Below are 24,947 nucleotides of genomic sequence, written 5' to 3' on the forward strand. Positions count from 1 at the left end.
GTCAGCTTTCGAGTGCAACGATCAACAAACTCATCGATGCTACGACTAAGGGCTAGTAGCGCGAGCCATCGGCTCGATCGTTCAGGGCCAAACCTATCTAGCATCAAAGCGTTATGCTAGATAGGCAACCCGAACTCCGCCCCAGTGGGCTCCATTTACCCAAATAGGAGATGAGACATCCTTCATAAGGGCGTACTTTCCACCACCCATATCTCGTCGGTAAGTCTGCAATAGAACATGCTCTTGATTTCTTCCCGCAGCAAGTCCAGTTCGATCCGCAAAAATTCGTCGATTTCTGCAATTGGCAGCATTCCAAATCGGATCAGGTCCTTGGGGCTTGGAGAACTTTAGATTATGGGTAGGTAAATATCCATTTCGATCAACTGCCACACAAAAAACTACCCGCTCATCCATCTCAAGAGCCTTCTCCTGGGCCGAGACAAAAAGTTCATCGCTCAGACGAACAAACTTGGTTAAGTGTTGGATAGGGTTGCTTCCAGACACAGGAACGTAATCTGAATCAAATAGTTCAGATTCGCTAATCTTTCCGCTTGAGAGCGCATTCTCCAAGAGACGCGAGAACTCCGCGGCCGTGTTGATCGCCAAGTTGATAAAGGAGGTATCGATCGTCTCCACATCCGAGGTATTGGCCGTCTGCAACAGCACTTCGACGGAGTCCAAAAGGTCTGAACTCTTCGTCTTAGCCAGACCAAGTTCCTTAGAACTTGAATCCACCCCTTCAATTAGCATGGCCAAGGAGTTATTGAATGAAGTCATCTGGCCGCTAGATTCTTGTGCCGCGTTTGCCATCTCTGAGACATCTCCATCCACCTTGGCGACTGCCACTGAAACACCTGAGATGACTTCAGCTATCTGGTTAGTCCCAGCTTCAGTCGCGCTGGCCCCTTGGCGGGCCTTTTGGGCACTAGCTTCGAGGCTTCCAACCCGATCTGTCAAACCGGCCAATTTGTCGCCTATCGAAGCAGCCATTGAAATTGTTTGATCTGCTAAGTCTCTGATGGAATTAGCAATAACAGCAAATGAGGTTCCATGCTTGCCAGAGCGTACTGCTTCAATCCTGGCATTAAGGGCCAAGATGTGGGTCTGTTGGGCGATCTTATCGATTTGAGAAGCAACTCCTGCGACCGACTGAAGCTCCACACCGAGCTCTACGAGTTCATCACTAGTGCTAGATACCCATGAAGCCAACGTCCGAATCTCAGACAACGAGCTTCCCACGGTGCCTCTAGAAGACTCTAGGAGACTATCGACATCTTGAGCGACCACTTGGGTAGATTGAGCAAGTTGAGCAACTTTTTCATTGGATGAAACAACATCCCTAGCGACACCACCCATCTCTTGAAAATACTTGGCCTGTTCTTCAAGCTTTGTTGCGAGACTATCTAGCATTCCCCAGATGTCCACAACATCGATTCCAAGGCTTGAAGCCGAAGCGACCATTCGCGCCACTACAACTTCCGTACTTTCAACGTTGAAAGTACCGAAGTTGGAGCGACTCGTCGTCGCCTTGTGCATACCTCTGGTCAACATCCGCATTTCGAAACCGCCTCAAAGACCCAACCTGTCATAGAATCTTGTATCGGCGCATCAGGGCTTTCATTTAGTTTTGTTATCAAACTATTCAAAAAACTTTAGCTCACAATTGAAATGTAAAGCAAGTAACCACTGACCTCCTCGGTTTGCCATTCTTATCCTAAAAAAACCAAAATCAACATCCTGAAACTAAGGTGTATGAACGAATCCCACGCCAAGGAATGAACCTTCTCACGATACGCGACACGACTCTCCCTAAATCAAAGGAGAATGGTAGTCATGGGAGAATTGCATCCAAAAGAGGCAACGCCTCGTAGAAAGTTTGACTCGGATTTCAAAAGTGACGCAGTCAAACTTGTAGAGATTGGAAATCGATCCATTAAGCAGGTGGCTAATGAGTTGGGTATCCCGGAGGCAACTCTTAATAATCGGGTCTACAACGTTCGGAGAGCAAAGAAGGCTTCCGGTGAGACTACACCGAACCTCATTGAAGAAAGAGCTCGTATATCAAACAGTCTTCGGCACCAGAGAGGAGGCAAGAATAGAGATCTTCGACTGGATCCAATGGTACAACCGGAAGAGGAGACATTCAATTATTGGTGACATTTCGCCAATTGATTTTGAAAAGTCAGCTATGGTGAAAGCTGCATAGATAAGCGGAGTTCCGTGTCGCGTTTGGTGAGTAATTCCAGAAATTCGCATCTACTTGACGAAACTCTAAATTCAATTCTCCACCAGGGCCGCTGCCTGGATAGGCGTAATTCCAACGGCCGCAGCTGCCTCTGCTAACGTCAACGAATCCTCTATAACGAGCTTTCGAAGAGCTTCCCTTGCAAGTTTCAACGCATCACTATGAGATCTTCTAAGGGCGGCGGCGATTGAATCGTAGTCCGCAGTACTACTGTCTTCAAGCCTAAGGATATCGACTCTTGTCGCGGAAAAAGTAGGGCCATCATTGACCGGCTTTGTCGTATAATTTCGTCTAAATTCAATACACAACGGTTCCAGACCCATAGATAAAGCAACTACCGAGCGTAGCTCCCATTGAGCAGAAACTGGATCCGTAGCCAAGGAAGACAGATCGGGGTCATCCAACAAGGAGGCAAGCCAGAGATTTTCTGCAACCCTTCGCAGAGTTATCTCAAGAGTCACCTTTTCTGTCAATTCCCTATCCCTCACGCCATAATAAGTCGACCACAAAGAAAAATTAGTTAAGCCTTTTCATCAATTACTTATCCCGCATAAAAAAACAAACGCATATAATTCTTCTAACGGTCGACCTAAAATCAAAGTGCAAGAGCCGGTCGTGACCTTGATACATCAACAAGCCATAGGTGATCGTCGAAGATATAGTAGTAACCAGCCTGTCCAAAGTCTCGAGCCAGGCGATCAACCAAATCGAAGCCTTTTGCAAAAAATGCAGTGCCACTCTCGCTCCAGCCACTGCTCCAACCTCGACTGGGCCAAAATTTGACTTTCTGGTTACTTAACTCCAATAAGAGGCGTGCCTGTCTTGCGTGGTTAGTACGGCTTGACAACCTCTGCGCATTTGGATTCCAGGCTGTCAAGATAAAAAAAGGTAATTCAGATGCATATACCGAGGCAGTCTCGACAAACTTGCGATAGGAATCAGCGAGTAATTTGCCATCACAAAGTAGATAGGAATCTCTACCAATAAAAACCTCCAGAGAGACCTCGCTCCAGAGCTCCCAGATCTCATCACTAACTTCAACCATATCAATTCAAGATAAACCCCACGAAGGGCAAAACAGCAGTTTCGTTGGTTTCTGTGAGTGAACACTCCCCTTCTAAATCCTATCCAGTCGATCTCGAGACTTGGAGATAATTATTAGCGTATCCGCCTAGCAATAACACCACTTAGGAACATAACCACCGAGTGGCACTTCTAAGTAGACCTGGAATAAAACCAAGATATTATAGACAGACCCCGACTAGGCAAAAAGGCGTTTATTCTCCAGCCAGCAACCTAAAAAAGCTTGTAAAATATTTATTTGGAGCTAGGGATAAAACTTCTTCGAATTTCGCTTCACGATAGCGTGAACGAATAGAAGGTACGATTATTGAAGTTGAGAAAAACTATGCAGCTTACCAATTGCACCAATCGATACCATTCGAATTTGAACAACGCCAATCAGAAAAAAGCGCCGCATCTCTTATCTCAAAAATAGATCCGATCAAAAAAAACCGATACTCTCCTGCCCAAATCAAATAGCGAATGCAAAAATAGGCGAATCGCAAATGCAACAAACACTAATATTCTCAATGGTGGCCAAAGATTTAAGATAGTAGCGGAGATTTATATGCGCGAAAGTGCGAGAAGTCCTGTTCTATCGCTCTTCTACTATTGCCTTGATCGCGTTGCTGGTGCTCTATATCGTCAAATAGCGTCTTGGCAGTTTGCATCAACTTCTCAGAGGGCGATGGCGAAGCCGAGTCTTTGCGAGGGGCATTGGCTAAAGTAACTGCGGTAGCGGCTTATCTTTAAATAGCTTAGACTCCAATTCAACCGTGGTACGGCTCTAATTATGAAAAGAAACTTCGCTCAATGCAAACTTCGCTCTCTCCAAGATTGGCACGATACTAAAGATACCTTGGGAAGCTCGCACCTTTTAATATCTCACCAAAACCCGGACCCTAGTCGGATAGGCACGACTCATTGCCGAGCCGTGCCCCCTTAAGATCCTGGCGGGCAACTTTCATCGCACTAGGCTCAAGCCTTATGAAGGCCCCTTTCGGGACCCGGTCATACAGTTACCAATTTGCCATGGAGGTATAGCCTTTACGACGTAGGCTTGTGACCTTCTGAAGTTACTACTAAAGTTCCGACCGATCGATCTTATCCCAATGTGTTTCGTCAGTAGGACCACACTGTGGCGTTAGCCATGTTAATTTGCCTTCCTAGCCTATGAGGTTCTATGAATCACGTAACTAAGACCGTCTCGTAACTAAGACCGTCTCGTAACTAAGACCATTTCACACCTTGGCACCACAGAGAAGTCTGCTTGGCTCCGCACCAGGTAACGTCTCACCAGGTAATGTCTCAAGGTGTATCCGTCTCATTGCAAGCGCGCGTTTCGCTTTGCCTCCAATTGAATATTTCACCAATCCGTATGCTCGCATCCCCATCGACCTTCCTTGTAGTTGGCTTGCCCAATTGCTTGGGCGGAGATAGCGGCTTAGAAATGTTCCACCGAAATAACATACGCTGGGGTTAGGGCCTGCCTTTTCACCGGACGGAATTATTGTCAGCGCGCATCTATAAGACAATGATTCGACCGTTCCAGATAGCTTTTGGTCTAAGCCCATAAGCAACTTTGGCTTGTTTGCAATAACGATCTTTAACCAGCAGTTCATATATGTTGCTCATACCCAGCTAGGCCTACCTCCATGCTGCCTGGTTCCTTATTGTCTGGCCCCTTAGGGCCTTGTCGCTGGCAGTGTCGGCTTCACCTCACGGATTTGGCCTACGAGATTCCCCGCGGGTACTTTTCCGACAGCTCCACACTTAATGCTAGATAAGGCATAGCAACTGCATTCTGAGTCAGAAAATATTACCCGAAAGAGTTGATCTATGAATTGCACAATTGGCTCCTAGAGCGACATCGATCATTACACAAAGTCGATTCCGCCAATCTTTCCCGATGAAAACTCCTTCCTAGGAGGTCGCTCACTCAGTTGTAGACAAAGCTAGTGTCGTGATCTCTAAAGACCTAAGCTGTCCTATCACCAAGAAACAGTCTTGGAAGAAGTACACCAGAAGAATGTCGTCATGGGTAAAAGGCACACTTGTCGAAGCCCTTGAATCCACAACACAACAGGCCAAAGCAAGGCATGACCTTGTGAATGCAGCCTATAGGTCGCAAATGGACTCGAACTCACATCTAGGGAAGGGAAGGTAGTCGTGAGGGAGATAAGTTTTACTGTGCAAACGGGGATGTTCTCCAAGTCGACCTCAACGCTGCTTTGAACTTGCTACATAGATGCTCGGATCAAGAGATAACTCTCTACAGCCCGTATAGGGAAGTCCGAGGTATCTCAATAGCTCGTTCTCCAGCGCAACGATGCGTCAAGGGGCACGAGTTGAAAGAGACCAAAATCTCCTATCAAACGCGTGCGGATAAGCCTAAAGGCTCTGAGCAGTTATGCTAAGGTTTTTGGCAGCAGGCCTAGAATCTACGAGCCAAAAAAAGATAGATTAGGCAGGACCAAAAAGCAGTGACTTTCTCATAGTCAGCCCCATTAGCAAAGGTAGACCGACAGAGATCGACTTGGTCATTAAAAAGCTCGATATCAACTGTATCTAACCACCCCAACTCGTTAGAAGTTCAAATTAGCTTTAGATGCATCAGCCAAGATTCAGTGTGAGAAGATTAAAGAAAAATACGTTGAAAAACTGATCGCTCAGACAGCTATCCCAAGGACGTTAAATGGATATCAAGGAACGCTCGACGCGCGCTTGGCAAGGAAATATAGACGATACCAAAACTGAAAATTTGAATACCGCAGATAATCAGATCTATGAAATAACTGATCGAATTGCCTTCGTGCACTCCTTTGCTAACGTGGCTGTTGTTGATGTCGGAGAGACAATCACAATGGTCGACACAGGAGGGTATGGGCTGGCCAAAAAAGTCCATGCGGCCGTTAGATCCTGGTCAAAAAAGGATCTCGAAGTCGCAATCTACTCTCATGGCCATATAGACCATGTCTTTGGAGTCCCGGTCTTTCAGGCGAACCAGAGCCGGCCTATCACGGTTATCGCCCATGAGAACCTCAAGCATCGATTCGACAGATATATTGAAAGCGCTGGCTTCAACGAGATAATAAACAAGCGACAATTCCAAAATCATAAATTCGTGTGGCCGAAAGACTTCCGCTATCCCGACCGCGAGTATCGTCAAACATTGGAGTTGAAGGTCGGCGATACCGACATAGCTCTGAGTCATTCCAAGGGAGAGACTGACGACCATACCATGAGTTGGTTTCCCGAATCCAAAATGCTTGCATGCGGCGACCTCTTTACCTGGGTATCGCCAAATGCGGGTAATCCTCAAAAGGTTCAGCGGTACCCAAAGGAATGGGCAGAGTCACTAATCGAAATGGCCCAGATCGGGGCGGAACTCCTCATACCTGGTCATGGACTACCTCTTTTTGGGGCCGAAAGGATCAAGACCACACTTTTGAATTCAGCCGAACTGCTTGGGTCGATAGTATCTCAAACCCTTGCAATGATGAATGAAGGCCTCATTCTATCGGAGATAATAAAGACGCTAAGACCACCCTCACACCTTCTCGAACTGCCCTACCTTAAGCCAATATACGATGAACCCGAATTCATAATTAGAGCGGTTTGGCGCAAGTATGGTGGGTGGTACGAAGGCGAGCCAGGCGATTTAAAACCGCCATCCCTTGATGCCCTATCCTTTGAACTTCTCTCTCAAATCCAGAGTATTGACGCATTTCTAGACAGAGCAGAAGAACTTTCCTATAAAGCCGACGATCAATCAATGAGGATCGCCTGCCAGATGATTGACATAGCATTCAACTCACTTAAAGAGAGTCAAAAGGTCGCAGACCTACGCGCTTCTATATACCTTCGTCGATCAGAGAGAGAACTATCCTTGATGGCAAAGGGCATCTATACCTGGGCTGTCCGTGAAGCGACCGACCGGTCGCAAACACTTCAAAATAAAAGCTCCACTCAACTAGACCATCTCTAGTCAATAGTCAACGCCCAAATACCTGCTTAGAAGGTACAAACACAAAAGTCAAAAACCATAGGGAGACCATGTGAAATCAAGCAATAGAAGTCAGTATCAAAGATTGGAACTATCCACCGTTACTGGAATCCACATCCTCACAGGGTCTCTCACCGCAACGAATAAGTCAAGCAGTACTCTTGTTAGTCACAAAAAGCTTACAATATTGCTACCCAAAAAGCGTACTGTCAAATAGCACAACAAAACCTACTCTCTCCAGGTAGTGCTACCGTCTTTAAAAGCATGGAATCCACAAGGTAAAATCGCCTCAATTGATCACTCCGTCCCCGAGACAAAGTCTTAGCAATTAGACGTCACGACGGGGAGTCTAGAAGAACCAGTAATTAAAAATCTAACTCCATTGAAAGGAACTTCCAGACTGAAACATAGATAGATCACTCAGAGCACACGGTATTACAAATATTGTCAAAATCTACAGTCCGAATGCACAAAAATCCACTCAACCCATCAGCTACGGAGTATATTTATCACTATTAGATACAGTGTGCAAATCTGCTCAAAGGAGAACCGATGCTTACCGAATCCGACATAGCACTCTTGAAGGGAAAAGAATTCGCCATAATCGGCACCAATTCCCAAGAAAAGGGGCCGCAGTTAACACCAGTGTGGATCGACACCGACGGTACTAACGTGATATTCAATACGTCAAAGGGCCGAGTAAAACACAGAAATATCTTAGCCGACCCGAATATCACCATATGTATCGTCGACTCAGCTAACCCATACCATTGGATCAGCATAAGTGGCGTTGCAGAGATGACCGAGGAAGGCGCCGACGCGCACATCGACTTTCTGGCAAAAAAATACCTAGACCAAGAGTCCTACCCTTACCGAGGCCCTGGGGAAGTTCGGGTCATCGTCAAGGTAAGACCAACATCGCGCGCCAGTTCATAGGGCGTTTTCCTTTAGCTTTAGTGAGATGAAGAGTCTTTGTGAAATCCCTCGAATTGCTATGTCCGTTCAATTCACGAGCAAACCTAGACTCTTTCATCTAGCTATTTAAATCATCAAATTGGCTTTCACAGCCTCGATTTTACAACAAACATATTAACGTATAGTAATCTTTATAAAGTAGCATTATTGTGAAATTCAATGATTAAAGTCAATATTGATACGAGCTACGAGACAAGCAGTTATTTCTTAAGGCTCCACTAAACAATGATTACCATGTTTCATAATTTATCGATAATTATTTATGAATTATCTAGTGCTATTTTGGAATATTTTGACAGTAATTCTATAAATATATCGCAAGGCTTGAGTGTATGCTAAGGACGCAATTCTCAGTTAGTTCACCTCCATCGACCGAGTATACCATGTCGATAGAGGTAGTTAGTTCCACAGATTTGCCAAACTGACAGCATTATCCAACTCGTTTCCTAAAACAGTTACATCCTACATTCCAAATAGCTCATGTTGATAATGGAACCCAAACGCCCCGCACATCGATCTTCGCATCTTGAGAAAACACCGTCGACCTCACACGCGCACGTAAAGCCACTCTCGCGTAGTGACGGAATGCGACGGCCAATGTGGTACAATCGTTAATCAAGCCGTCGATCCTCTCGGGCATATCTCTCAAACTTGACCAATCAAAAACAGCTCTGATCTTTTTCAACCTTTCAATTCTTACAAATCGCTACAACTTAAAACTTTCAGCTCGTGTCATTCGATGCTGTCACAGGAGTCAGATAGCCTCAACTGTAAAGCGAAAACCACTTTCACAATCTCGAGAAATAGTCGTTGTTTGTTGAGAAATTCTTCTGGTCTATCAACGACTTTGCAAAGATAATAGCGCAGCGTACATATCAACTTCTTCTCGCGAACCATCGCCAATCCAAATGCCAAATAGCAAGGTGTAACAAGGATGACGATAACCACTACTCCAAATCTAAATAATGCGGTCCTAGAGCGGCTTCATCGAGAAGTATCCGGGATAATTTCTCAAACTGACTGGGCTAATATCGCAAAAGCGAGCGCGCTTTTAAATAATTTCTCCCCTAGAAATGCAGTCCTGATATCGATTCAATCCAAGGACAGAGGCACGCCAGTGAGTCATCTCTGTGGCTACAAGAACTGGCAAAAGCTTGGCAGATCTATCAAGGTTGGAGAAAAGGGCTATTCCATTTTGGCACCGATCTTTGAAGCCAAATCAAAGCCTCAGAATCCAACTTCAATGGCTGAGCGCTACGAAGAACAAGCAGAGGACGAGCCAAAAAAGGTGACGCGATTTAGATGGGTAACCATCTTCGACGTAAGCCAGACCGTAGGCGCAGAGATAACACCGCCAGCTCCTCAGCTGTTGACTATGGTTGCCAAACAAGCGCCTGAATTGGTGATCTTGCTCTCGCGAGCCATCGCCAATCGGGGATTTGAGGTGATCTACAGCCATCTAGAGGGCGCAAATGGCCTCAGCGACTTCAAATTGCGTCAAGTCGTAATCCACCATGAACTACCGCCAACACAACGAGCAAAGACGTTAGCCCATGAACTCAGCCACATAATCCTGCACCAAAAGGGAGTTCGCTCTAGGGCTATTGCTGAGATTGAGGCCGAAACAACTGCCTTTATTGTGATGTCTAACTTTGGAATCGATTCAGACGACTACAGTTTTGCATATATAGCTAGCTGGTCGAACGGGGATCTCTATTCCGTAATAAGCGTCGCGGAAAGATCTCAATCTGCAGCCCGAGAGATCACTGCAGAGTTAGTGGGGTCAAATGAATATCCACACCAAGACTACTAACACACTTGCAATAAAACACCGGATATTTGTTTTTAGCTCACCCATTCAAATTCGCCAGTGTATCTTTTGTTAGATACCAAACGAAAAAACAACCAATGCTTTGATTGCCTAATGATTTGCTTGATTTCACATGACATTTAAGAACAATATTCGAGGCGGAACATGACCAGATCATCTGCGAGCTTAGCTTCGACCTTCTTCAATGACGAGCACATCGCCGTTGCGGAAGCGGTCGACATCTACCTTGACTCCTTAGGAGATCGCAAAAACGAACTTTTAAGCAAGATCTTCCAAGAGAAACGCTATCCCGAGGAACTCATGGTAGCGATGGCAAAACTTGGACTTTTTGGAACTTTAATTCCCAAGGATTATGGTGGATCAGAGGTCGGACTTCTGGCTATGGTCGTAGCAATGGAGAGGTTTTCCGCCTATGGACTTGAGAACACCCTAGCTTTACTCACCACAATGGATACCTTAGCAATAATGGAGGGTGGCACGGAGCCCCAAAAAGCCGACTTGCTTCCGCGAATAGCCCAGGGCGAACTCAAGCTAGCATTTGCTATAACCGAGCCTGACGCTGGAACGAATTCATTCAATATGAGACTTAGGGCGACCAAGGAAGATGACGGATACCACCTAAATGGCGAGAAGGCCTGGATAACCGGAGTTGATCGTGCCGAAAAGCTTCTCGTTGTCGCGCGGACAACCTCCATCGCGGATCTCAAGGCCGCCAACCTGCCAAAGGCATATGGACTGTCGCTATTTCTAATACCCACAGATCTAGATAATCTAAAGCTCGACAAGATGCGCACATACGGAATAGAAGGATTCTCGCAATTCCACCTTCATTTCGACGACTGTGTAATACCGACCGATTCGTTGATCGGAGAAGAAAATCTCGGAGCAAAAGTTTTGTTTCACGCACTCAACCCAGAGCGCATAGTGGGGGCATCCTTCGCGGTGGGGATGACTGACTACTTCGTCACCAAAGCAGTCGAATACGCAAAAGAACGAAAGGTATTTGGGGATCAACCCATTGGATCCTACCAAGGGGTTGCTCATCCATTAGCGCGAATCCGCACGAACCAAGAGGCTGCCCGACTACTGACCTACCAGGCTGCAAGCCTTTACGATAAAAAAGCTCCCTCTTCGGTCGTTGGAACTTATGCAAATATGGCCAAATATCTTGCATCCGAGACCTGCTTCGAAGCAGCTGACCGGGCCATTCAGACCTTTGGAGGAGGAGGTTTCGTGGAAGACAACATGATAATTCAGATGTTAGCCGGAGCACGTCTATCCAAGACCGCACCGATAAATAATGAGATGGTTCTCAACTTTATAGCCGAACACGACCTTGGCCTACCTCGCTCATATTAGAAAGATTTAAAACCTAGAGCCAAAGACCTCCAAAAAAGTCAGTAAAAGTGCGCTCGCGATATCCAACAGGCAACCACGGACTTTCAAGTCTGGGATTTGCTTGTTCGGTGAAATATGATTTATTAGTAAATAAGGTATTGGTGGTTTTGAAAGTCCTAAGGAGCTACGGCGCTCGAGGTTTAGACCTAAATAACTCAAACAACTTTCAGGACCAATCATCCGATCAATTGATCAAAATAGATAAAAGGGGTTACCGATATGGGCAACCGGCAAGAGCGTCTATTGCGCGCTATCGAACGAGTAAAAGCTGGTGGACCACCGCGAGGTCACGCAAAGCTGGTCGAATCAAATCGACTATTTGTAAGAGATAGGCTCAAACTTTTCTTCGATAATCAAAATGTTGAAGCCGAAGTTGGAACGATGGCGCGCAACTTCGAAGAAGAGCTTGCCTGTGATGGAGTTGTGACCGGAAGCGCGACAGTCTCGGGGACCAAGATCATATTTACTGCTAGCGACTACAGCGTAAAGGCAGGTTCGATTGGCAAATACCACGGTGAAAAGTTAATTCGCGCACAAGAGTCCGCCATTAGAGCAAAACGTCCAATACTCTATCTAGTAGACTCATCCGGCGCTCGAATTGACGAGACGGCTGGCCATCACGTGGATAAAAAAGGCGGAGGACAGCTCTTTTACCTCCATTCGATAATGTCTGGTTTCATACCTCAGGTCGGCGTATTATACGGCACCTGCTTTGCTGGCACCGCTTACACTCCTGTCTTTTGCGACCTCTTAGTTATGATGGAAGATGCAGCTATGGCCATCGCATCACCTCGTATGGTTGAAATGGCGATAGGACAAAAGCTATCTCCTCAAGAACTAGGTGGTGCCAAGATGCACGCTGAGGTATCTGGCTCAGTAGATTTCATCGCCAAGACCGAGGTCGAAGCAGCTGATATCGTAAGAGCGATCTTTGAGTACCTTCCCTCTTCATGTGAAGAAAAGACCCCGCTTCGCCCCGCCAAACTCCCGAGTCGAAGCCCAGATGAGATCGATGACATAATTCCTGACGATCCGAATCGTCCCTATCAAATAAGAGATCTAATCGATGCCTTCGTGGATGCAGATAGCTTCTTGGAGGTCAAAGCGCACTATGCGAAAGAGCTTTGCGTTGGATTCGCCAGAATCGATGGAAGAGCTGTCGGAATTGTAGCGAACAATCCCGCTGTAAAAGGTGGCACCATCTTCCCCGAGTCATCAGACAAGGGAGCCGAGTTCGTTTGGCTCTGTGACGCCTACCAAATTCCCCTGGTCTACCTGGTTGACACACCAGGCTTCATGGTCGGAAGCGCAGTTGAGAGGGCTGGAATCCTAAAGCGCGGACGCAAGTTTATCTTCGCCACATCTAGCGCTACAGTGCCACGAATCTGTGTAATCGTTCGCAAATCCTATGGGGCAGGAATCTATGCTATGTCTGGTCCTGCTTACGATCCCGATGTTACCTTAGCGCTTCCATCTGCAGAAATTGCAGTAATGGGACCAGAGGCAGCCGTAAATGCCGTCTATTTCAACAAGCTAGCAGCGATTGCTGATCCAGAGGAACGAAAGGCGGAGACCCTACGCCTGCGTCAGGAGTACAAGGAGAGCTACAACATCTATCAGTTGGCGGGTGAAATGGTTGTAGATGAGTTAATAATTCCAAGCGAGCTCCGAAGCCAACTTTGTCACTATTTGGACCTTTATCAGAATAAGGTCACGCTACGGCCAACTCGTCGCCATGGCACAATCATCTAGCCCATAAAAGGTAATTAAATTATCAATTGATGATTAGCGTTAGCCCGATCCCCTTTTTGATCGCAGTCAACCGCATCGAACCCGGAAGAGAAACATTCCTATTGCGCCTCATCTGATGACGGGGCGCTGGTGTGGTGACCCTTTGCATCCGTTACAAGCTCACCTAGGATTCCTTGAGCCGCCATTGAGGCTTTAAGGTCACCCCCGCGACCTCTCAATATAAATGCAAAGACAACTCCAAGAAGACTACCAACTAGCGGACCAACGATATAGACCCAAATGTGAGAGTAGTTTCCTTCAAAGACCGCTGGTCCCAATGTTCGAACGGGATTCATCGATGCACCGCTGATTGGCGAGGCCCACAGGCCAGCCAAAGCAATATAACCACCAACCGCCAGAGCCGAAAGTCCACCGACGTTTTGAGCACCTGAGGACGTTCCCAATATCGTAGAGATCAATCCAAAGGTAAGAAACACCTCCATCGAACCAGCCTGAAAATCAGTAATGTTATGCCCAGGCAACGTCATGCCCAAATTCCCATGGTTGCCCAAGGTGGCATCTAAAAACCAACCCGCCAGGAGAGCCCCGGCAATCTGAGCGGCAAAATAAGCAGGAATCCTCTTGATAGGAAATTCCCGACGCAGAGCAAAGGCAATTGTGACAATTGGATTCAGATGGGCCCCAGAGATCGTTCCCATAAAAAGAATTATCGCCGTCACCATCAAACCCGGAGCTATAACGTCCGCACCTCTCGAAATGGCCCCATGCGATATAGCACTCACAACACTGCCGCCGGCAGCGACGGTGACCAAAAGAAAGGTGCCTACCAATTCAGCCGCGATTCGGCGCCACTCAAAGGCCAAGTTATTGAAGTCAAATTCCCAAATGGCGCGATGCTTGTTAAAAACCATCTGGCCTTCAATTGCATTTGCCGAAGGAGAAGACGATATCTCGGGGACTTTCTTCGTCATATCAAACACCTTTCATAATCTGAGTTGCTCGAATTCCACCAAATAAAAAGTGCCACAAGCCAAACCACCAATGAGAGCGAGATACAACAAGAAGATAGCGACTCGATCCCAAAAATCAAAATGATCGAAAGATATAGCATCAGCTAAACCATCTTAGAGGAGACTTCTCTGCCGGGAATGGCTACCTTTCAAAAATTACACCGTCTCTAAAGCACTAACAGGATCGACAAAATTCATGCGAAAAACAAACGATCTCTAAAATGCAAATCCAGATCAAACCCTTAACACTGGACAATTCCTTTGAGATTAGAGATCCGTTGAAACTTGCACTTCCAAGAAGACCTTACTCTTGGGCAATGGCCAAAATCAATCACCCGAAGCTAAAGCGGCCATCTACTTCTAGTTCAAGCCTAACACCAAAGAACATTCCGGCCATGAATACCAGCCATTTCGAGCCAAGATTGAAGCCGCTTGGTCCTGTGTAGCGGGAGATGCATCGGATGGTATTCCTGGAAATCCAAGGCTATGCCAAGTTGAAATAGAGAATTGATAGGCGCCAAAATAACCATTACCCGTATTATCTTGATAGTTTCCTCCAGATTCGCACCGTCGCAATGCGGCAAGCGAAGCAGCAGATATCGGTGCTGGATGACCTCCCCAATTTGAAACGCCAGCACCCCTTCCAGCACCGCTCGAAACACTCGATAGGCCACTAGAGGTCGGCGCCCCCTGGGAGCTCTGGGCGTTATGGGCCGAAACTACCCTTTTGGCTTGAAGTTCTAGGGCTAGCCTCTGGGCGATCTGTTGTTGAACGAGATTGGAAATTTGTGAATTCACTGAAGCCAACGTCGATTGTTCACTAGAAACCGCAGCCAAGAGGCTACTCTCTGAAGCATCGATCCTCGCCTTAGCAGTTGTGGCCGCATCCTGCGCAGCCTTCGCGCTAGCCAAGTCGCCACTCAGCGTACGAAGAGCGGAGTTGTAAGAGAAGATTGCGGTACTTACGTCAAGTCCCATAACACGCTCAAACTCAATACGAGCGACATACTCACTTTGCGACATGGATAATTCTGTAAAAATATCGGTGATTCCCGAGAGGTTCATATATTGGCTTATGGCAATCTTAGATAATAGGGCTTTGTGCTTTTCCACATTCGCTTGGGCCGTTGCGAGCCGCCGTTCGTCACCTTTGAGCTGAGCGTTCACAGTGGACAACTCAGCTACAGCTTGAAGATGCGCAATGGAAAGGGTGTGAATCTGGCTACTTTGATCCGCAATAGTAGTAGCAAGTTGCGAGGCCTCAGCTTGTAGAGACGACTTGGAGATGCCATATGCCGAATCGACAAAGACAAAAGGCGTTACATAAAGAATAATACCTACTACGGAGACTGTAACGCGTCCGGCAAGCTTCATTTGACTACTTATCATTCACTTGTGAACCGTAGATACTCCGTGATGCTCTCATCAAACACATCAGCCACTATTGTGCCAACGCACCGGCTTGTCCAAACCAATAAACTAATCAAAATCATAATGCTATAAGAAAATACCCATGCAGCCCTTAGGAAATAAAAGTATCCATAGCGGATCGTTACAATTCACCAGCTAAAACCTCCCCTGGATTTAGATAAGGGAGGCTCTAGCTAAAACAAATAAGTTCCACTGACCTGAACTAGCTATCTTAATACCGAAGAAGAAGTTCCGGTGAAGTCGCCTCTTAGCGTTCGCTTTAGCACTTTACCAGTGGCATTTCGGGGCAAAGCATCCACAAAATAAATTATCGTTGGCGCTTTGTATCGAGCCATCTTTGACCTAGCAAAATCAATTATCTCCGAAGAAGTGCACTCAAAACCGTCAGCCAGAACCACAATCGCGGCGACAGTTTCGCCCCACTTATCATCGGGCACACCAATTACAGCCACATCCATGATCGCCTCATGGCGAAATAGCACTTGTTCGACTTCTATTGGATAGACATTTTCGCCACCGGAGATGATCATGTCCTTTTTACGATCGACCAGGGTGATGAACCCCTCTTCGTCCATCTTGCCAAGATCTCCGGTATGAAACCACCCATCAACAATTGCTTCTTTGGTAGCTAAACCCAAACCCCAATATCCCTTAAAGATATTCGGGCCTCTCACACAAAGTTCACCAACTACTCCTGGCGAAAGTAGTTCTCCCTGCTCTCCCACTATCTTGGCATCCACGTGCATGACCACTCGTCCAATCGATCCCGCACGAAGGCGAATTTGATCACTCGAAAGCACCGAGACCATTGGAGAGGTCTCGGTCATCCCAAACCCCTCTAAAAACGAAACGCTGTGGTCGATAAAGAAGTCAATAACTGGTAATGGACAAGGAGCACCGCCGGAGACTCCAAAGCGAAGAGAGCTCAAGTCATAAGAATCAAAATCAGCGACCCTAGATAGCGCCGCCCACATCGCAGGCACCATAAAAAGACAGGTAGCTTTAAACTCTTCAAGAAGACGAAGTGTTTCATTTGGATCGAAGCTCTCCTGGATGTAGTTGGTAGCCCCAATGTAGATCAAAGGTAGGCAAAAGACGCCAAGCCCTCCGATGTGAAAGAGCGGTGCTGAGGTGACAGTTATATCATTATGAGAGACTCCATCAAGGCCCCCTAGCAGGTTGATCGCATTCCATGTCATATTGGAGTGAGTAAGCATCGCTCCTTTAGGCCGACCTGTGGTACCCGAGGTGTACATAATCATTGCCACGTCGTCGATGAGTACTTGGGATGGATATGGATCGACTGAGCCCTTTGAAACAAAGTCCTCAAAGGCCATTACGTCAGAGGCTACTAGATCGCTCGCTCCTGATGAAGGTTGCCCTATTGAAATAGTTCGTCGTACGTGAACGCCCTCGGCCTCACATGCAGTCACTGCCACCTCTTCAAGCTGAGAGCTATAGAACAATGTTGTCGCACCTGAGTCAAAGAGGATGTAGGCGACCTCCTGGGACGACAATCGAAAATTAATAGGCACCGCTATCGCACCAAGTTTCGCCACCCCAAAGACTATCTCTAGAAACTCCACACTATTTAGACTCAGAAGTGCCACCCTGTCGTATGGCCGAACGCCAGCCGCGTATAGTGCATTTGCAACCTGATTGGTTCGTGCTTCAAAGTCCTTATAACTAAGACGTCGGGTCTTGCTCATCAACGCAATGCGATCACCCTCAATATGAGCTCGACGGCTGATCCATTCACCCATAACGAATGTACTCATTTGTTATCCTTCACATTCCATCATCGACCTGAGATAACATGAGCTTATCAATAAACGATTTGTCAATTTGAATGCAACGCAAAATCAGTTCACAAGTTGTCGATTGACTGAAATATTCGAACCTAAAAGGCGATCTTTGAGATGCAGACAAAAATACCAGAAAGCCTCCTGACCATCCGATCGCAAGAGCGTCAAATGCTCTATCAGATGGTCGCTAGATTTACGAAAGAATACATTGTACCTAATATCGAGGGTTGGGAAGACCAAGGCGAGGTTCCACGATCGCTCCATAAAAAAGCAGCTGAACTAGGTATTCTCAGCGTAGGGTTTCCGCAAAACGTAGGGGGAATCGGCAACATAATCGACTCGATGATCGTCTCAGAGGCTATCATCCAAAGTGGTGGATCGAGTGGCATCTGTGCTGCCCTTCTAACCCTGGGAATAGCAATCCCACATATCATTGCCTCGAATGATCAATATTTAATCGAAAAGTATGCCAAGCCAACGATGAGCGGCGATCTAATTGGCTCCTTAGCGATCACCGAACCCAATGCAGGATCAGATGTAGCTGCAATAACGACTTCAGCGACGAGAGATGGCGACAGATTTTTGATCAATGGCGCCAAGACCTACATCACTTCAGGCTACCGAGCTGACTTTGTGGTTGTCGCCCTAAAGACATCTCCTACTCTCGGCCACAAAGGGATCTCCTTAGTCGTGGTCGAAAAAGGTACAGAGGGTTTCACTGTAACTAGAAAACTAGAAAAATTAGGATGGCACTGCTCCGACACCGCTGAACTCTCATTTTCCAACGTGATTGTAACTAGCAAAAACCTCATCGGCGAGGAAGGTAGCGGATTTAGCGCTATCATGGCGAACTTTGCCACCGAACGCCTCTCTATGGCTAGCCAAGCGTTAGCCAGCGCAAAGCGATGTATTGACCTGACCATGACTTGGGTTCAAAATCGAAAGGTATTCGGAACCGAACTCTCAAAAATGCAGTTAACTCGACAAAAACTAGCCGAGATGCAACGGCAGTACACGGTAGCCCGAACGTTTCTCTATGACACCGCTATCAGATACGTAAATGGAGAAAAGGTCATAATGGAAGTCGCTATGGCAAAAAATACCGCGGTATATGCCATGGAGGCGATAATAAACCAGGCACTTCAACTCCATGGCGGAATGGGCTACATGCGCGAAAACGAGATCGAACGACACTATCGAGATGGACGAATAATGGGAATTGGTGGAGGAACAAATGAGATCATGAATGAGATCATCGCCAAGCAACTTCAAATTTGACGACCCTCGAACCCACTACTAAAGAGTTAGCAAGTCGCGCGAAGGAGCAAGTAACAGGAATTCTTACAACTACCGCGCGATCCACTCCCACTACCAGATGCAAGGAAGAATAATGAACACGAGAGAACACAACTACCCGACTCACACTGTTACAAACCAAGTTCCGCCAATGGAGGACTACAACGTCTTCCTCACGAATCCGCTCTTAGCCAACTTTGTTCGAAACCATATTCCAAGAGATGACTCAATTGTTGACTACGCGAGCTGGCTCGGTCGCGGAGAAACGTTTGAACTTGCACGTCTGGCCAACGCTTATTCGCCAGTGTTGAAGAGCTACGATCGAATTGGAAATCGGATAGATAGAATCGACTTCCATCCTGCTTACCATCAGTTCATGGAGCAATCCATCAGAGCGGGTATGGCAAACTATCCAACTCCCAATGGTTCAAATAGTCATCTGCGCCGTGGCGCTCTCTTGTATCTCGCTTCTGAAGTAGAGCTCGGCCATTGCTGTCCAATATCAATGACTTATGCAAGTGTTCCGGTTCTAGATAAATGTGGCTCCGAATTCAGAGATATTGTCGAAAAGCTTCGAGAGCCCACATATCAACCAGACTTGGGCTCTTGGCAGACAAAAACCTCGCTCACCTGCGGTATGGCAATGACCGAAAAACAAGGTGGAAGCGATGTACGCGCCAACACGACCCACGCCGAAAATACAAAGAGAGGATTCTGGTACGTTACAGGTCACAAATGGTTTGTATCTGCTCCCATGTCCGATATCTTCCTAACTTTAGCCCAAACCGACGAAGGGCTCAGTGCCTTTTTGATCCCTAGAGTTCTGCCCGACGGAACATTGAATCGACTTTTGGTTCAGCGTCTAAAAGACAAGATCGGCAATCGATCGAATGCGTCCAGTGAAATTGAGTTCCTAAACGCGCATGCATACTTAGTTGGTGAAGAAGTTCGAGGAGTAAAGACAATTATCGATATGGTTGGCCACTGTCGATTGGACTCGATGATTGGTTCGGCTGGTCAGATTCACTTTGGTGTAGCGCAGGCCATTCATCACACAAGGCATCGAGCCGCCTTTGGAACACAATTAATCGAGAAAGATCTAATGCTAAACGTCCTCTCAGACATGGCACTGGAATCTAGCGCTGCAACGCTCCTCTCGATGAGACTTGCACTCGCGGACGACCTAGCCTTGCATAATCCCGAGGAAGCAGCGCTTAGAAGGATCGGGGTTGCGCTAGGAAAGTTCTATGTCTGCAAACGAGAACCAGCCTTGATTGCTGAAGCTCTCGAATGCATTGGTGGAAGTGGGTACGTTGAAGAAGCACCAATCGCTCGGATGTTTCGCGAATCACCGCTCAATGGCATCTGGGAAGGGTCGGGGAACGTGAATGCACTCGACACTTTACGGGCAATGGAAAAAGATGACGCCGCCACCAATGCGCTAATCGACGAATGTAGACCCCAACTAGGAAATGTAGAAACATTCGACGCCGCATTCAACAACCTGCTAAAGATGCTTACAAATGGGGATGACATCCAATGGCGTGCTCGATCAATGGTGGAATACATGGCCAAATTGCTCCAAGGATCAGTCATGTTAGAGTACGCACCGCCGGCAATCGCTGAGCTTTACTGTAACTCCCGACTTTCCCCGACTTACTCTGGCTCAATATTTGGAACATTGGATCGCTTTGATAATCCAAAGAAGTTCATCGACGAATTCTTTCCCGAGGACAATATAATCTATTGAAATACACTACGGCTCCCGTCTTGGCGGTTTCTAATAGTGGTCATGGACCTAGATCTAAATTTGCATATCCTACAGTAAATAATGTTAATTAAGCATAGGAATAACACATATGTGCATTTTCAGGGACTGAACCCAGCGAAGCATCACCTATTCGATTGACACATCAGACGCAAATAAGCACATGAATGGATTTACACAGGCCAGCATAAGACCAGGTACAAGTTTAACTAATTGGCCAAAGAGCCTCGTTTTCATCGTTGCCGATCGCAAAATCCTCTTTTTCTAGATAGCCCTCTTAGTCTCTCAATTTCATCCGATGCGCTTTCGAGATAGTTGTCGCGATTGATGCAGATGGTTTCTTCTCACTCTTCTAGCCAACCCGTACTTGAAATAGTCTTTACTTGAGCTTTTTAAATACCCCTTTGAAGAAGGCTCTTTGACTAATTTAACTAATTCACCATTCCACAATTGACATAGCCCTCCGAGGTCTCCTCTCTGGAGTAGACCTCCCCTAGCCATCGGAGTGCTAGGGCCCATCGTTTATCTTTAGTAGTGCAGTGTGATTGTTATCGCATTGTAGGAGATTTACCACCTCTTTGGATTATGCCTCATAAAGAAAGTTCACTCTAGATTCAATAAACCAAATCAGCTTTCTTACCTAGCCAATAGCAATTCCATCAACTGGTTCATTTAGCTTCTTAGTTAGCAGCGAACCATAGATGGCGCCATCGCCAAAGCTAAAGACTCCTCCATCGCTTGCGACTAGCCAGTAGCCCTTGCCATCTGAGGTGGATGTGATGCCTACGATGCCCTACGGATTCAAGTCGTCTATGAGTGTCCCCGCTGCGAGAGTCGCTACCTCGGTATTTTAAAGATGCCCAGAATGAAACCTTTTGCGTACCCGTATTGGAACAGGTGGTCCTTGTCCTCATTGTGACGAACCAGTTGCCCACGTCGATCTCGATAACTAACCTTCCATAGTTAAATCCAGAGCTCCATCAAAGTTCCCGTAGGTATTTTGATGTACCCAGCATTTTAAGTCGACAATCACCACAAATGCTTCTGTTGTGATTGTGGATTTGTTTGTTACAAAGTTGGTGGTAGTGAGAGATGTCCTAAATAGTAAAGAACCAGCCATATTTTAAAGATTTAATCTAAACAACTAGTTCGCCAGACAGCTCAAATTCCATCAAATATCGTGCTTTTAGGGGTATTGACATCCGTCTCTGCTACGCTAATGCGTACCCAAGAGAACCGATTGGTTCTGCGATAATCGAGTCTCCATTAAACCCGGGGCGTATCAGAAATCCGCATACCGAATAAGTCGGCATGTGGGTTCTTTGTTTTTCCGGCGTGCGGCTCGTTTAGAACGAGTTCCCATATCACGCTCCCAAACTTTCTCAAGGTGATCACCGAGAACAAAGAGTGCAATATTGGCAGGCACAGGAAGCAGAATTCCGCCTTATATGAAGTAATTGATTACACGAAGTTGAAGGATATACCTGAATCAATTGCGAAGCGAATCATCTTCATCCGAAATAACTAAAGATCGAAATAGTTCTCGTTAGGTCTGGGCCACTCCCCTAACCTAACGATCTCGCTCTTCAGATATAGCCTAAAAGGAGTTCTACATTGGGTTAGGTGCTATCGCATCCACAGATTCCAGATACTGACGAACCATCAGCAAAACAGCGGCCCCTTCTCCAACGGCCGATGCAATCTGTTTGGTGCTTCCCTTCCGCAAGTCACCAGCTACAAACAAGCCAGGCAGAGAGGTGCCCATAGTTCCGTGACTGTCGACATATCCGACACCATCGGTATCGACCACGTCAGAGATAAACTTGGAATTGGGGGTCAAACCAATAAAGATAAAAGCGGCCGGAGCCTCGATCTCATGCTCGATTTTCTCTTGTTCGTAGCGCACTTGAGTGAGCTTACCATTGGGACCTTTCACGAATTCCTTAACCGTTGCTGACGTGATGACTTCGAACCTCGGATCCTCGCTAATTCGTTCACGTAATATCTTTGACGCAGTAAGTTCTGGACCATTCTGCAGAATAGTGACATGGTCGACAAATTTTAAGAGGTGCAACCCCTCCTCGATCGCAGAATTACCTCCGCCTATAACGATTATATTGGCCGCTCCGGCGTAAAAGGGACCATCACAGGTTGCACAAAAGTGAACACCCGCTCCAATTAAATCCTCTTCGCCTTTTACATCAAGACGTCGATAAGTGGATCCCGTGGCCGCCACCACCGCACTCGCGCGGTAGGTAAGGTCTCGATCTGTAACCACTTCCAAGAAACCCTCGCCAGGTAAAACTGACTTTACCTCCACGCCAGAGAGCATCTCGACACCATATCGTTTAGCATGCTCGACGTAGAGAGCTGACAATTCCGAACCGCCTACCCCTTGAGGAAAACCAGGATAATTATCTATACGCTCAGTAACACCAGCCTGTCCCCCGAAGGCGCCTTTGTCCAAGACGAGAGTGTCTATTCCCTCTCGAGCGCCATAGATAGCTGCGGACAATCCAGCGGGACCCGCTCCAACAATAATCAAGTCGTATGCGGACTTTGTTGCGGTAATCTCAATTCCAAGACGTGATGCCAACTCAGCGTTATCGGGCTCCACCAGATAAGTGTCATCTGGGAAAATGACAACCGGAATAATAAATTTGCCACCATTTCTAGCTTCAACCTCGGCACGTGCCTCGAGGTCGGCCTCCACATCGAGAAATTTATAAGGAATACGTTGATCAGCTAGAAATTGTTTGGCCCGTTTGCAATCGGGGCACCAATTGGCGCCTAAGATTTGAATTTCGCGCTCCATGACGCTCCTCTGGTAGAAAACTAAATTACCAAAAGTCACAAACCTGCAAAGGTAGCCTCTCATTCCACTTCATATATAAATGTTCAAAGAGCTCAAGACGCCATTTACATCTCCGACACAGATCGCAAAAATTCGTAATATGGATCTATCGAGAGGACTTTGATCCGAGAGACGATCTCTCTTTTTGAGAGGTGGCAATTGCACATTTAGACCCAGAGATCAACGAATAAGACAGAGCTCGACTACGGCTTGAAAATTACACAAAGCCTCCTCAAAATGGGAATCACATCATATCCAATCTTTAATCCTCCAAAACAGATATTGATCGAAGCTCAGTTTCAAAAGACTAGCTAGAGAGCCACTGCCGAATCTCCTTAGAATCTTCGCCCAATTTAGGAGGTGAATATCGATAGCTATTTGGAGTCTTAGAAAAAGAGATCGGATTGCGAACAGTAGCAATCTCACCACCATTGTAATCTTGGTTAATCGTTGGATTCAGTCCTACTGATCGAGCAAAGGCGATGCCATCGTCTACAGTATTGATGGGACCCGCTGGCACACCCACGCCGACAAAAATATCGAACCACTCACTCTTGGTCTTGCTCGAAAGGGTCTGATTCAACTTCTCTCGCAGCACGCCTCGGTTACGATTTCTCTCCTCATTAGTCGCAAAGTTGGGATCTTCGGCTAGAAAACCTAAGCCGATAGCGTTCGCGAATCTTTGAAATTGTCCATCATTTCCGATTGCGACGACGATCTTGCCGTCACTGGCGTCAAATGGCTCATATGGATAGAGACTTGGATGGGCATTGCCCATCCGGTTCGGAACCACATGACCAACTGTATAAGCGCTCGTTTGATTCACCATTCCCGAAAGAGCAGAGGCTAAAAGGCTTACCTGGAGGTTCTGACCTTCAGAACTCTTGGATCGCTCAAATAGCGCTGAGACAATTCCCAAAGCGCAGTGAAGGCCTGTAATCACATCAATAACGGCAAATCCAGCCCGCATCGGATCAGAATCCGGATCGCCGGTTAGGCTCATCAATCCCGAAATGGCTTGAACCATAAGATCATAACCTGGGATGCTGGCCCCCAAATCACTTCCAAAACCACTAATCGATGCATAAATTATTTGGGGATTTATCTCCTTGGCCCCTAAATAATCGAGTCCAAACTTGGCCATTGCACCGGAGCGAAAATTCTCAATCATCACATCGCTCCGACGTATCAGTTCCTTTGCGACCGAAACGTCTTGTGGATCCGATAGATCCAGCACTATTGATCTCTTATTTCGATTTATCCCCAGATAATAAGTGGAATCCTCTCCAAAACTCGGAGGTTTCCACGTGCGAGTCTCATCGCCCAACTTGGATTCAACTTTTATTACATCAGCGCCCATATCACCCAATAACATCGTGGCATATGGTCCCGCTAGAACTCGAGAAAAATCTGCAACGACAATTCCCGACAACGGCCCATCACTAATGGCTCCAACCTGGTCTTTATTCACGTAATCTTCCTCCTGGTTATCACGGTCAGCCCAGCCAGCTAAA

17 protein-coding genes and 1 pseudogene are annotated in these 24,947 nt (G+C 46.7%); 9 read left to right on the top strand and 9 right to left on the bottom strand.

The genetic code is table 11. The features are described 5' to 3' along the window. Window positions 1-111 precede the first annotated feature (111 nt). The gene (locus AXFE_RS04560; protein WP_082058476.1) at window positions 112-1,557 is read right to left on the bottom strand and encodes a methyl-accepting chemotaxis protein; all 1,446 of its coding nucleotides are present in this window, start codon (window positions 1,555-1,557) and stop codon (window positions 112-114) included. A 276-nt stretch (window positions 1,558-1,833) separates the two neighbouring features. Here AXFE_RS04560 and AXFE_RS20690 point away from each other — a divergent pair. Together AXFE_RS20690 and AXFE_RS21315 are read left to right on the top strand one after the other, a co-directional pair. Beyond that, window positions 1,834-1,998 (top strand): annotated as a pseudogene (locus AXFE_RS20690) (transposase); the annotation flags it as partial. Beyond that, window positions 1,949-2,206, top strand: a complete 258-nt coding sequence (locus AXFE_RS21315) for an IS3 family transposase (protein WP_407071670.1) — start codon at window positions 1,949-1,951, stop codon at window positions 2,204-2,206. The pseudogene AXFE_RS20690 and the gene AXFE_RS21315, both read left to right, overlap by 50 nt. 71 nt (window positions 2,207-2,277) lie before the next feature. Here the strand turns inward: AXFE_RS21315 and AXFE_RS04570 are convergent, their stop codons facing one another. The 3 genes from AXFE_RS04570 to AXFE_RS04580 all read right to left on the bottom strand — a co-directional run bounded on the left by AXFE_RS04570 (window position 2,278) and on the right by AXFE_RS04580 (window position 4,929). Beyond that, complete coding sequence (locus AXFE_RS04570; protein ID WP_052604704.1) at window positions 2,278-2,718, bottom strand: hypothetical protein; 441 nt, start codon at window positions 2,716-2,718, stop codon at window positions 2,278-2,280. A 122-nt stretch (window positions 2,719-2,840) separates the two neighbouring features. After that, a complete protein-coding gene (locus AXFE_RS04575) occupies window positions 2,841-3,290 on the bottom strand; it encodes a DUF3293 domain-containing protein (protein WP_052604705.1) in 450 nt (149 codons plus the stop codon). Between the two features lie 1,258 nt (window positions 3,291-4,548). Next, complete coding sequence (locus AXFE_RS04580; RefSeq protein ID WP_052604706.1) at window positions 4,549-4,929, bottom strand: hypothetical protein; 381 nt, start codon at window positions 4,927-4,929, stop codon at window positions 4,549-4,551. Window positions 4,930-6,002: 1,073 nt separating this feature from the next. On the opposite strand from AXFE_RS04580, the gene AXFE_RS04590 reads away from it, so the two are divergent. The 5 genes from AXFE_RS04590 to AXFE_RS04610 all read left to right on the top strand — a co-directional run bounded on the left by AXFE_RS04590 (window position 6,003) and on the right by AXFE_RS04610 (window position 13,269). Beyond that, complete coding sequence (locus tag AXFE_RS04590) at window positions 6,003-7,295, top strand: alkyl sulfatase dimerization domain-containing protein (protein ID WP_052604708.1); 1,293 nt, start codon at window positions 6,003-6,005, stop codon at window positions 7,293-7,295. A 570-nt stretch (window positions 7,296-7,865) separates the two neighbouring features. Beyond that, window positions 7,866-8,249, top strand: a complete 384-nt coding sequence (locus AXFE_RS04595; RefSeq protein ID WP_052604709.1) for a PPOX class F420-dependent oxidoreductase — start codon at window positions 7,866-7,868, stop codon at window positions 8,247-8,249. A 973-nt stretch (window positions 8,250-9,222) separates the two neighbouring features. Next, window positions 9,223-10,101 carry an ImmA/IrrE family metallo-endopeptidase gene (locus AXFE_RS04600; protein WP_052604710.1) on the top strand — a complete coding sequence of 293 codons (879 nt, stop codon included), beginning with the start codon at window positions 9,223-9,225 and terminating at the stop codon, window positions 10,099-10,101. A gap of 162 nt (window positions 10,102-10,263) precedes the next feature. Continuing rightward, window positions 10,264-11,478: an acyl-CoA dehydrogenase family protein gene (locus AXFE_RS04605; protein WP_052604711.1), complete on the top strand. Its 1,215-nt coding sequence runs from the start codon at window positions 10,264-10,266 to the stop codon at window positions 11,476-11,478. A gap of 258 nt (window positions 11,479-11,736) precedes the next feature. After that, window positions 11,737-13,269 (top strand): acyl-CoA carboxylase subunit beta, encoded by a 1,533-nt coding sequence (locus AXFE_RS04610; protein ID WP_052604712.1) that lies wholly within the window; start codon window positions 11,737-11,739, stop codon window positions 13,267-13,269. Between the two features lie 98 nt (window positions 13,270-13,367). On the opposite strand, the gene AXFE_RS04615 is transcribed toward AXFE_RS04610, so the two are convergent. The 3 genes from AXFE_RS04615 to AXFE_RS04625 all read right to left on the bottom strand — a co-directional run bounded on the left by AXFE_RS04615 (window position 13,368) and on the right by AXFE_RS04625 (window position 17,488). Then, window positions 13,368-14,240 carry an MIP/aquaporin family protein gene (locus AXFE_RS04615; RefSeq protein WP_082058478.1) on the bottom strand — a complete coding sequence of 291 codons (873 nt, stop codon included), beginning with the start codon at window positions 14,238-14,240 and terminating at the stop codon, window positions 13,368-13,370. Between the two features lie 399 nt (window positions 14,241-14,639). Then, window positions 14,640-15,653 (bottom strand): transglycosylase family protein, encoded by a 1,014-nt coding sequence (locus AXFE_RS21200; protein WP_052604713.1) that lies wholly within the window; start codon window positions 15,651-15,653, stop codon window positions 14,640-14,642. Between the two features lie 263 nt (window positions 15,654-15,916). Beyond that, a complete protein-coding gene (locus AXFE_RS04625; protein WP_200891186.1) occupies window positions 15,917-17,488 on the bottom strand; it encodes an acyl-CoA synthetase in 1,572 nt (523 codons plus the stop codon). A gap of 141 nt (window positions 17,489-17,629) precedes the next feature. Here AXFE_RS04625 and AXFE_RS04630 point away from each other — a divergent pair, with 141 nt between their 5' ends. After that, window positions 17,630-18,793, top strand: a complete 1,164-nt coding sequence (locus tag AXFE_RS04630; RefSeq protein WP_052604715.1) for an acyl-CoA dehydrogenase family protein — start codon at window positions 17,630-17,632, stop codon at window positions 18,791-18,793. A gap of 112 nt (window positions 18,794-18,905) precedes the next feature. Then, window positions 18,906-20,561 (top strand): acyl-CoA dehydrogenase family protein, encoded by a 1,656-nt coding sequence (locus tag AXFE_RS04635; RefSeq protein ID WP_052604716.1) that lies wholly within the window; start codon window positions 18,906-18,908, stop codon window positions 20,559-20,561. A 1,627-nt stretch (window positions 20,562-22,188) separates the two neighbouring features. Here AXFE_RS04635 and AXFE_RS04640 read toward each other — a convergent pair. Then, the gene (locus AXFE_RS04640; RefSeq protein ID WP_052604717.1) at window positions 22,189-23,394 is read right to left on the bottom strand and encodes an FAD-dependent oxidoreductase; all 1,206 of its coding nucleotides are present in this window, start codon (window positions 23,392-23,394) and stop codon (window positions 22,189-22,191) included. Between the two features lie 346 nt (window positions 23,395-23,740). After that, window positions 23,741-24,904 (bottom strand): CaiB/BaiF CoA transferase family protein, encoded by a 1,164-nt coding sequence (locus AXFE_RS04645; protein ID WP_200891187.1) that lies wholly within the window; start codon window positions 24,902-24,904, stop codon window positions 23,741-23,743. Between the last annotated feature and the right edge of the window lie 43 nt (window positions 24,905-24,947).

This window comes from Acidithrix ferrooxidans, assembly GCF_000949295.1.
GTDB classification, from domain to species: Bacteria; Actinomycetota; Acidimicrobiia; order Acidimicrobiales; family Acidimicrobiaceae; genus Acidithrix; species Acidithrix ferrooxidans.